Origin of the sequence: Bradyrhizobium cenepequi (assembly GCF_020329485.1) — a bacterium.
Classification (GTDB): Bacteria; Pseudomonadota; Alphaproteobacteria; order Rhizobiales; family Xanthobacteraceae; genus Bradyrhizobium; species Bradyrhizobium cenepequi.
Map to the genome: position 1 here is coordinate 1 of NZ_JAGKJI010000097.1, position 10,414 is coordinate 10,414.

7 protein-coding genes are annotated in these 10,414 nt (G+C 58.7%); 5 read left to right on the forward strand and 2 right to left on the reverse strand.

What is annotated here, in order from left to right:
• On the reverse strand, positions 1 to 4,515 hold a 4,515-nt coding region (locus tag J6497_RS39535), incomplete at its 3' end, for a trifunctional serine/threonine-protein kinase/ATP-binding protein/sensor histidine kinase (protein ID WP_249793963.1).
• A 398-nt stretch (positions 4,516 to 4,913) separates the two neighbouring features.
• On the opposite strand from J6497_RS39535, the gene J6497_RS39540 reads away from it, so the two are divergent.
• The 5 genes from J6497_RS39540 (at position 4,914) to J6497_RS39560 (ending at position 9,627) form a co-directional block, all read left to right on the forward strand.
• The gene (locus J6497_RS39540) at positions 4,914 to 5,465 is read left to right on the forward strand and encodes a PAS domain-containing protein (protein WP_225709565.1); all 552 of its coding nucleotides are present in this window, start codon (positions 4,914 to 4,916) and stop codon (positions 5,463 to 5,465) included.
• A 181-nt stretch (positions 5,466 to 5,646) separates the two neighbouring features.
• Positions 5,647 to 6,249, forward strand: coding sequence for a sulfite oxidase-like oxidoreductase (locus J6497_RS39545; RefSeq protein WP_225709566.1), 603 nt, complete (start codon positions 5,647 to 5,649; stop codon positions 6,247 to 6,249).
• A gap of 1,077 nt (positions 6,250 to 7,326) precedes the next feature.
• Complete coding sequence (locus J6497_RS39550) at positions 7,327 to 7,497, forward strand: hypothetical protein (RefSeq protein WP_225709567.1); 171 nt, start codon at positions 7,327 to 7,329, stop codon at positions 7,495 to 7,497.
• Positions 7,498 to 7,538: 41 nt separating this feature from the next.
• Positions 7,539 to 7,895, forward strand: a complete 357-nt coding sequence (locus J6497_RS39555; RefSeq protein ID WP_225709568.1) for a hypothetical protein — start codon at positions 7,539 to 7,541, stop codon at positions 7,893 to 7,895.
• 757 nt (positions 7,896 to 8,652) lie between these two features.
• On the forward strand, positions 8,653 to 9,627 hold the full coding sequence (locus tag J6497_RS39560; protein ID WP_225709569.1) for a LysR family transcriptional regulator: 975 nt from the start codon (positions 8,653 to 8,655) through the stop codon (positions 9,625 to 9,627).
• A 162-nt stretch (positions 9,628 to 9,789) separates the two neighbouring features.
• Here the strand turns inward: J6497_RS39560 and J6497_RS39565 are convergent.
• Positions 9,790 to 10,414: redoxin domain-containing protein (locus J6497_RS39565; RefSeq protein ID WP_225709570.1), on the reverse strand; the 625-nt coding region annotated here is incomplete at its 5' end.

The window sequence follows — 10,414 nt, forward strand, 5'->3', positions numbered from 1 at the left end:
CTCAAGCTCCGCCGGCGCCAGTCCCGGACCCGAATCTCGCACCCCGACGAGCACGCCGTTCGGCTCGGCCTTCCGGGTACTGATCAGCAACTCCCGCGCGCCCTCGCCGACGCCGCTCATCGCTTGGATGGCGTTGACAATCAAGTTGAGAATCACTTGTTGCAGTTGGACCCGATCTGCTCGAATGAGTGGCAAGCTCTCCGCAAGTTGCGTCCGCACCGAAATGCCCTTCTTCAAAACCTCGGCCCGGGTCAGGGCTATGACCTCAAGCACCGCCTCGTTGATCTCCAGGTCGTCCTTCCGTGGGGGCGCCTTCTTGTTTAGGGCGCGGATCCCATCGATGACGTCGATGGTTCGGTTGCCGTCCTTGACGGCGGCACCGAGCGCCTGCCGGACCTCCTCGAGATTGGGCCGCTGGGCGTTTAGAAAGCGCAAGGCAGCTTGGGCATTGGTAACTGTCGCCGCGATTGGCTGCATGACTTCATGGGCAATCGAAGCCGAGAGCTGCCCCATTGTTGCGACTCGATTCGCGTGCACGAGCTCCATCTGCACCTCGCTGTAACGCCGCTCGCTTTCGCGAATTTCCTCCTCCGCCCGCTTGCGCTCGGTTAAGTCGACCACGAAGGCCACGCCCTGGTCATGTCGCCCGCCGAACGTCGCCGCCCCGACCAGCACCGGCACGCGGCCGCCGCTTTTCAGGAAGTACTCCTTCTCATAGGGTTGCGTGGTTCCGGTCGCCTCCAGCTCCGCCACACGTCGGTCGTCGGCATCGCGCCATTCGGTGGGCGTCAGATCCCGCCAGCGCAGTCGACCGGAGACGAGATCGTCGCGGCCGTATCCGACGATGCGGAGAAAAGCTTCGTTGGCATCGATGATCCGACCGTCAAGATCCCAGACGAAGATGCCGATGATGTTGGCATCCACTAGCCGTCGGATCCTGGCCTCCCTCTCAGCTAGCTCGCGGTACAGGCTGGCGTTCTCTATTGAGATAGCCGCCTGGGAAGCGAGCAATGTGAGGACCGCCATTCGAGCAGGAGTAAACGCGGCAGTCGTAAGGTTGTTCTCCAAGTACAGCATCCCAATCAACCTGGTCTGCTTAAGTACCGGCAGGCAGAGCACTGACCGTGAGCGGTGGTCGCGAATATAGCCGTCTGCTGAAAACGAGTTCTGACTGGACGCATCGTGCAGGAGAACGCTTTCTTTTGTCCGAAGGACGTAGTGAAACACAGATTTCGGTAGATCTGCGGCCGTGACGCGTGCCTGTTTCAGGACCACGTTCACTTTGTCACTGCTGGTTGTGGCCTCTGCTTCAACTTGATATTTGTCGCCTCGTGGAAGAATCAAGAGACCTCGATCGGCGCCCGCGTGTTCGATTGCCGAACGCATGAGCGTGTTGATTAACTTCTCGAAAACGATCTCGCCGGACACTGCTTCCGAGACTCTGATTACGGTAGCCAAATCGAGCTGCTCGATGGGTGTCGCTATCGTCGCCTTATCCGGGATCGACTTGTCCACTTTGAGGTGCGGATAAAGCTCCTCGAGTTGGCGAACCTTTCCGTCGGCTCCCCAGCGCAGGTAGCAGGCACGCGCGGCCCGCAAATAGGTCGCCGCGATCTTCTCGTAACCGCGCTCTGCGTAGAAACGCCCGGCAATCTCGTTGGCAATCGCCTGGTTGTGCACGAACCCGTGTTTGTGAGCCTCGCGGATGGCCTTGTCGTACAGCTCCTGAGCGTCCAGCACCCGGCCCTCAATGCGGGCGATCTCGGCGCCGACCAAGGCAGCGCGGTCTTCGAAGGTTTCGGGGTTGACCTCCGCCCACACTTGGAGCTGCCGGTGGTGGTCCAACACATAATCGAAATGCGTCGGTCTCTGCTCCGGTGTGGCGCGATCCCAGACCGCCGCATGCGCCAGCGCGCCATAGAATCGATACACCGCTGACTCGAACATTGCCGCGGACGTCCAAAGCAGCGGTTCCGCGTGCAGCGAGGCGTCGACCGCCGACGCAAGGTCTCCGGCGAAAAAGTGCGCCTGCAGCTTTCGTGTCCAGTAATAGAACTCGGCGAGCACCAGATCGGGGCTGTTGGCCAAGCGGCGTTCGGTATCGAGTTCGCTGTATCCCTCATGATCCAGGCACCCGAACGTCGCAGTCAGCCCGCGCAAGGTGAGGATCAAACCGAGTTGTGCTCCGCAGCGCTCGATGACCAGGCCGAAACGCACCCGCCTAGCAAATGCCAGGCCGTTCTCGCATTCCTTTTGCACTTCCGCGAGTGGATCCCCGGCGGCGAGGCAAACCGTGACGGTCAGCAGCTCGCACTCGGCTGTCAGATACTCGATCGCGAAGATGAGCTGGTGATTACGTTCCCAAGTCTCTTCTACAAGAAGGGCTCTGGCGGCCCTGAGATACTTGAGCGCCGAGTCGTATGCTGTCGAGAGTTTCGCGCGCCGGCCTGCGATCAGATTCAGTTCTGCTACGCGCTCGCGATCCTCGACAGAGGTGATGAGATGGGAGCCCCGGTTGAGTTGATTGACGATCTCAAATATCGCCTCCTCACGTTTTTCAGCGGGCGTGTGCTCCGCGAGGAGCACTCCGATGCGCAGGTGAGCCTCGGCACGCAGCTCCTTCGGGATCAGCGAGTAGGCGGCTTCCTGCACGCGGTCGTGCAGGAAGCCGTAGGAATTGTCCGCACGGAAGATAAGGCCCGATCGCATGGCTTCCCAGAGATGGTCGTGCATGTCCTCGACCGAGCCCTGATACCCCATCCGCAGCGTCTCGAACTCTGCACTGTTGCCCATGCAGGCGAACTGCTGGAGTACCTTCTGGGTTTCTGGCGGAAGGCGCTTCAACTTCTCGACCATCAGCTCTACAACATTGTCCGTGAAGCCTTTGGCACGAATGCGGAGCAGGTCCCATACCCAACGCCGCGCGCGGTAATCGAATGTCAGCAGGCGATCGTCCGCCAGAGTAGAAATGAACTGGATTGCGAAGAACGGGTTGCCCGAGGTCTTTTCGTGAATCAAGTCTGCCAGTGGGGCGGCGCGCTCCAGTTGGCAGTGAAGGGAGTCCACAAGCAGTTTACCTAGATCGTCGCGACTGAGTGGTGTGAGAACGATGTCCTGCACTGCCGCTCCGGCCTGACGGATCGCTTCTAGCTTACGTACCAGCGGGTGGGTGGCATTGACCTCGTTGTCCCGATACGCACCAATGAGCAGTAAGTGCTGCAAATCGTTGCGGGTCAACAAATCTTCGAGGAGGTCGAGTGTGGCGACATCCAGCCATTGCATGTCATCGAGGAAGAGCGCGAGCGGATGTTCGGGTCGCGCAAATACGCCGATGAACCGTCGAAATACGATCTGAAAACGTCTCTGCGCTTCCTGCGGCGGCAATTCGGGCACTGGCGGTTGCTCGCCAATGACATGCTTCAATTCCGGGACGAGATCGACGAGGAGCAGTCCGTTCGGACCGAGCGCCTCACGAAGTGCGTCCTGCCACTTGCGCAGGTCTTCCTCGTTCTGGCTGAGGAGCCGCCGGATGAGGCTCTGAAACGCCTGGGCCAGCGAGGCATGCGGAATGTCGCGCTTGTACTGGTCGGATTTGCCTGACGCAAACAAGCCGCGTGGCGGCACGAGTGGTTTGTGGAGCTCATTGACGACTGCGGATTTGCCGATGCCGGAGTATCCGGAGATCAGCACCAGTTCCGCTCGGCCACCGCCAACGATGCGGTCGAAGGCGGTGAGCAGAGTGTCAACCTCGCGGTCCCTCCCGTACAGCTTCTCGGGGATCATGAGGCGATCCGGGGTGTCCCGAACGCCAGGAGTGAAGTCATCGATCCACCCCTGGGACTCCCATTGGGACAGGCAGCGCCGAAGATCGCTCTCAACTCCCACCGCTGTTTGATACCTCTCCTCCGCCGTCTTGGAGAGCAACTTCATCGTGATCGCGGAGACCGAGGCCGGCACGGTTCCTACCCGCTCACTGGGTGCGGCTGGTTGTTTCGCGATGTGACAGTGCACCCATTCCATCGGCTCGGAGGCCGTGAATGGAAGACTCCCGGTCAGCATTTCGTAAAACGTCACTCCAAGCGAGTAAAGGTCGCTCCGAGAATCGATTGAACGGTTCATTCGTCCCGTCTGCTCGGGTGCCATGTAGGCGAACGTTCCCGCGATGAACTCGGGAGGTTCGGGCGATTGGCGCTCGCGAGGAAGTTGGGACGCAATCCCGAATCCGGTGAGCCACGCGTTGCCGGTGTCGTCGACGAGGACATTCGCAGGCTTGATATCTTTATGTATGAGGCCCTGCTGATGGACTTGACCGAGTGTTCTTGCCAACCCAATGGCGGTGCTAAGGAAGCGAGTCAGGTCGAGCGGTTGCCCCTGGTCACGCTCAAGAATCCGATCCAGCGGCTGACCGCCAGGGTCCTTGAGTAAGAGGATCGTCCGCCCTTCGTGACGAGTAATGGCCAGAGGCTTGGCAGCCCACGCGGGATCGAGTTCGGCTGCGAACGAATATTCGTGCATGAGCCGCCTGATACTCTGAGGTGACGGCTGTTCAAAGAGTGCGATCGCCAGGACTGACGAGGGGTCGTCGTGCTTTCGGCCGCGGTAAAGGGTAAAGTCCGCGCTTTCCCGCAGGGGCACCAGTACGTACCCCGAGAGCCCCGGGATAGGTGACATTCTTGTCGCCACGGCATCACGACCTCGGAATATTCAAATTTGGACAGGACGCTAGAAAGATGTCAACAGGAACGAAATATCAAGGGCCACGCCGGCCGTAGAGTTGGTTCCGGCATCCCCTCAGCGCCGCCTCCCGCAGGTCCCGCACGATAGAGTCTTCCGGCGTAGTCTGAATCGTCCTGTTGACAAACGGGCCAAATGGCGCATCGTTTACTGAGTCTTTCGTGCAAAGGAGGTTGAAAATGGCAACCACCGTGACAGATAGTGACTTAGCAACAAGCACGATGATTTTGGAAGGCGACTTCGACAAAATCGACTTCCGAGGAGAACTCGTCGACGGGCACCTCGTCGCAAAAGGAATTCTCGCAGACCAAGCGGCAATGGATTCTATCCCAGTAGGGATATACGTTCTCGAAAAGGATGCCACCGTCGTCAAGTGCAACAAAACTGCAATCGCGGGCTGGGGACGCACGCCGTCTCTGGGAACCTCGGAAAAGTATTGCGGGTCACACCTTCTTCGTTACCCCTCAGGAGAAGTGATGCCGCACGAACTTTCACCCACTTCGATGGTGATCAACAACGGCGGCACCGTTCGGAACGCCGATGTGATTTGCGAGCAGCCCAACGGTAATCGTCTTCTGGCGCTCGTTAATGCCTTTCCAATACGTGACGGCGAGGACGAAGTGATCGGAGCCGTCAACATTTTCCGTCACAATACCAGCAAAACTGTTCCTGGCGTACTCTCCGAGTCTGCAAGTAGTTCTAACTCCAAGATCGGTGAGGGGGAGCAGTGAGGCCCCCCCTTCGCTGCTTCGGGCTGGACTAGCATCTTGATAGGTCGCTTCTCGGAGTGTGGGGTACCAGAAACCCAATGTTTGGTTATGTCCGCCGCAACCCGGCTGACCGCGTTTCAGGCCCCGAAAATTACTACGTGCGCCAACTGGGCCGCGCTATACTTTTGCGGTGGAGCTATTTGTGCAATCGAACGAGCGACGCGAACGGGAGCGTGAGATGCTTGCGGCTGGGCGGCTGCCCCCAGGACAGTCGCTGACGCTCAAGTGGCCGGTGCTGCATGTGGGCTCGGTGCCGCTCTTTCGTCCCAGGACGTGGGATTTTCGCGTGTTCGGCCTGGTAGAGGAGCAGCTGCGGCTTTCGTGGGAAGAGCTCTCCAATCTGCCGCAGAGCGAAGTATTTTTGGACATGCACTGCGTCAACGGCTGGAGCCGGTTCGACAACCATTGGGGAGGATTGCTCGCCACAGAATTGATGAAGCGAGTGAAGTTGCGACCAGAGGCGCGGCATGTGATGGTTCATGGCGAGAACAACTACACGGCAAACCTGCCACTCTCGGATTTTCTGCGCCCGACGACGATTTTCGCCCTGCGGCATAATGGCGAACCGCTTACGGCTGAGCATGGCTACCCACTGCGCCTCGTGGTGCCAAACCTCTATGCGTATAAGAGCGTGAAGTGGGTGCGCGGGATCGAGTTGCTGGATCGCGAATCGCCGGGCTTATGGGAATTTAACGGATATCACATTTACGGCGACCCGTTCAAAGAGCAACGATCTTCGAGCTGAACATCGGGACGCTGGAGATATGAGTCGGTCCCGTGTTGCGCACGCTTTCCTTGTGTACATGCTGTCGCCACTACCCCGGCGCAGCGGCTCCGCGTGCTGCTTCGCTCATTCACCCCAGCCGTATCAGCCTTCCCCGAAAGGGTTGTCGGGTCGGCCTGCGCATCGTCCTTTTCGAGGCTTGCTCGGCGTTTACTCGCGTTACGGCCTACATACTCGCGCTGTCACCGTATATCGTGACGCGCTAACGAGAGGCTTCCCTTCACATCGCCGTACAGGTTCTCACGTTCCGCACAAGAGCCTGGCTTCACGCCGCCTACATGCCGGATGGCGCGCGGGCCGTCTCAGGCATCCCCCGCGCTGATCCCGGAGGAAGGGTCACCCCCCAGTTTTGACATCGCCTAATCCGCTTTCGACACTTCTGCAGCGGTTCGCTTGCGCTCGCCTCTCTCAGCCATGTCTGCCGGGATCATGTCCCAACGTTTCCGCAACGTTCACCACCATCGCTTTTGACGACAGCAGCTTGCGGTGGCTTGAGATCGGCACCTGATTGCCGAACCCGAAGGGCCCTCCTTCATCTCTCGTACAGTTGCGCATTGCCGTGTGGGGGCAACGCTCGTGACACAAAACCCAAGGCGGACATGGTCGGCTTTAGGGGCGCGCTCCCTAAACCTTCGTAGCATTCCCTGGCCCCTCTGGATGGCCCGCGCATTACCTACGTTCAATTGAGCGGCTGACCGCGATCGTCCTAGGCTGCACGCGTAGGAAAGCGCACAGGCCATAAAAGCGCATAGGTCATACAGTGCGACGGTGGAAAAGGATGATCGGCGAACAGCGACGATAGCGCCAAGAGGAGACTACGATGCCCCATTGCTCCGATAATCTTAGATCTGGCAGTGCCACGCGATGCGCAGTTTGTGATGGCAAGTTTGGTCTCGTCCGGCACTACTCGTGGCGAACCCCGCTTTGTTCCAAGAAGTGCGTCGATCGCTTCAGAACTCGCAGGCAAAGTGACCGCAATTGGGTGAGCTGGCTCCAAATCGCCTTCGACCAGCTGCCCGAGAACCGCGCGAGGGCTTTATGACGGTCCAGAACTCACAACGAGGCAAGGAATATTTAGAGATAGCACAGACTTTGCTCCGCGCCGCCAAAACCATGACCGACTCAGCGATTGCGGGTCAGCTTAAGGCCCTTGCCGACGACTACCAGCGGGGAGCTGAGAAAGCTTCGCATGTTGATGCGGATGGATGAATTTCCTGACTGCACAGAGAGATTCCGGGATCGGGTGTGAGATGAACAATCACATCTGGCATGCAACGCTTGTTGTATTCACTGTCATGCTGACGATTTCTACAATCGGTCACGCCCGCGCCCACGATTATCAGCACCCTGAGTTGAACAGTTGGTATGAGAGTTTGCACAGCGGCAAAGGGCCCTGCTGCGATGGCAGCGATGCGAAGCGCGTTGATGACGCCGATTGGGAAACTAAGGATGGTCACTATCGCGTACGCATTGATGGCGAGTGGGTTGATGTTCCGAACGACGCCGTCGTGGATGGACCGAACCGCGCTGGCCGTACGATGGTCTGGCCTTACCTCCTAAATGGTCACCCGAAGGTACGCTGCTTCATGCCGGGGAGCATGAGCTGATCGCGAGCGCAGGGCGAGCAGCAGTTCCCGCCCACTAACTCCAACTCGTCCGATGCCGTGTATTGCTTCGCATAAGGAGGCGCCAAATGACAACTGGAAGATGGAATAGCCGCAACAGGATCACCAAAGAAATTCGCGAGCAAATCCTGTATGCTTATCCGGATCGAGGTAATGCCAGATTTGGACGATCGGACATGTGTTTCGGACCCTCGGATTGAGCTGGTGTCCTAATCTTGGGACAGGACAACGCGGTCGATGGGGAACGTAGCCATAGCGCGATGGTACACTCAGAATCGCAAGTCTTGATACTGCTGTATGGCTGGGATGGAGCGCATCCGCTCGCAACGACCAGCCGCGTGGGCGGAAGCTGGGAATCTCTTTGACGAGCGTGAGCGCACCGCGCTCGCCGCGGCCCTCATTCCAACCGTCCAGAACTGAGACCTTAGGAGCTCCTAGATGAGCAAAAAACATCCGATGAAAATATGGCCAAGCTGATCCTGATGCAAACCCAGACATTTATTGCTGGTCTCGCCAATGATGTTCTACGCAACCGCGACGTTAAAAGGAGACAACGTCGGTGAGAACACTTTCCGCAAGATGAGAAACAGTTCCGCAAGACGCGGGTCGAGAATTCCGAGCCGGCGCACAATATCTGTTTCCGCAGAAGCTCCGCGGCAAGCCGCTTGACCATTGCCCCTGCCTGCTATGGCAACGAACTGGAACAGTCCGAACAACGGCAAATCTTTCGAGTATGAGTATGCAGCTGCAGCTTTATCAGGTGCGATATTTCTTAGCCCTAGCAAGGACGCTCAATTTTACGCAGGCTGCAAAGCAATGCAATGTGACGCAGCCGGCGCTGACAAAGGCGGTACAAAAGCTGGAGCAAGAACTCGGTGGCACGTTGATTCACCGTGAACGTCACCTCACCCAGCTCACCGAGCTGGGCAAGATGATTTTGCCCACGCTGGAGAAAATATTTGCCGCCGCGGAGGCGGTACGGCTTCAGGCGCGAGGCTATCAAAAGAAGACAATCGCCCCGCTCAAGATCGGGCTGGTGCCGTCAGTCTCCGCCGCACTTATCACGGAATTGCTCTTGGAGCTCGCCAGGATCATTCCTGGCCTTCGAGTCGATCTACGCGAGGCAGATGCCGACGGGCTCGTTGCGATGCTTTTGGATGGCGAGATCAATGCCGCACTCGTCGGTGACGCCGTGGAGCTACCTGAGCGTATCGACCGCTGGCTGCTGTTCGAAGAGCGGTACGTGCTCGTGCTGTCTCGAAAACATCCGATGGCGAGCCAAACCGTTATCCCGCTCCAAGACTTGCGTGAGGCGGCATTTCTCGAAAGGGTCGGATGCGACGTCGCAGGCCGATTCAAGCAGGCTTGTTTTGCCGACCATCCAGGCCCTGAAATTGTGCACAGGAGCGCTCAGGAAAGCCATCTTCAGCAAATGGCGTCGGTCGGTTTTGGGGCCATCCTGGCGCCAGAGCACGCTCCCAGGCTGCCGTCGCTCGCCGCTATTCCAATTGAGGGCGACCCCGTCCGGCGCGAGGTGCAGCTTTTGACCGTGGCGGGGCGGCAGTATTCGCCGGCGCTTGACGCCTTTATCAAGGTTGCTCGTGTTCGCGACTGGACGAGTGCGCTGGACAAACTCCGCCGCGCATCTGCCCCTGTCTCGAACAAGGACAATGTTCGCAAGGCTGACGCACAAGGTGCAGACTCCTTGATCTAAATCACGCGCCCCGGTCCGGCCTCCTCATGCCCGGGCTCGTCGCGGGCATCCAACCGTCGTTGCTGAAGTGACACGAAGTCGTGGATGGCCGGGACAAGCCCGGCCATGACGCAGTTGCAGTCGCCACGTGTCGCCTCTTGAATTGACTCGTCTCATTTCCGGTCAGGCTCTAAGGGTTGGCTTAGGCCCATCCGATTCGGACAGGGCAGCAAGCACGGTTTCGGTCGTCGCTCCCGTGATGGAGTCCGGCCCGACACACGCGCGACGGATGATCCCTCGTTGGTCGAGGACATAGGTGGCCGGCATTGGCAACATCCAAAAGGAGCAGCCATGGGAAGCGGAGAGATCAAGGCCGCGCTGCAAGAGACGGCTCTTTATCTGCGCCGGCACCGCGCAGACCAGGCCGAACGAAAGGCTCACCCCAAGATCTAGGTCGGAGAGGATTTCCAGATCAAGTCGGTGATCGCGTTTGAAATTGCGTGGCAAGTCTCCGGTCTCGGGCGTTATGGCAATTGCTCTGGCGCCGGCAGCGCGGATACTAGGGGTGGCTCCGTGAAGAGCGCGTAGTCCAGCTGCGCACAACGGGGACCAAGTCCCGTAAACGAAGGTAACGATCAACGGCGCAGTTTGTCGCAATTCCAAAGATGAAACGAGCTTTCCATTTGCCTCAGGGAGAAGGAAATCGGGGGCAGGTTCGTTCGCCTTCAGGGCGACGTCAGGAACGCACGCCTCTCGCAGCCATGATGAAAGCAGCCGGTCGGTTTGGATGTCCAGCGGACGAAAGCCG

Bases quoted from the DNA above. Each gene is read 5' to 3' on its own strand.
- J6497_RS39540 (WP_225709565.1), top strand. From the start codon at position 4,914: ATGGCAACCACCGTGACAGATAGTGACTTAGCAACAAGCACGATGATT.
- J6497_RS39550 (WP_225709567.1), top strand. From the start codon at position 7,327: ATGACGGTCCAGAACTCACAACGAGGCAAGGAATATTTAGAGATAGCA.
- J6497_RS39555 (WP_225709568.1), top strand. From the start codon at position 7,539: ATGAACAATCACATCTGGCATGCAACGCTTGTTGTATTCACTGTCATG.
- J6497_RS39560 (WP_225709569.1), top strand. From the start codon at position 8,653: ATGCAGCTGCAGCTTTATCAGGTGCGATATTTCTTAGCCCTAGCAAGG.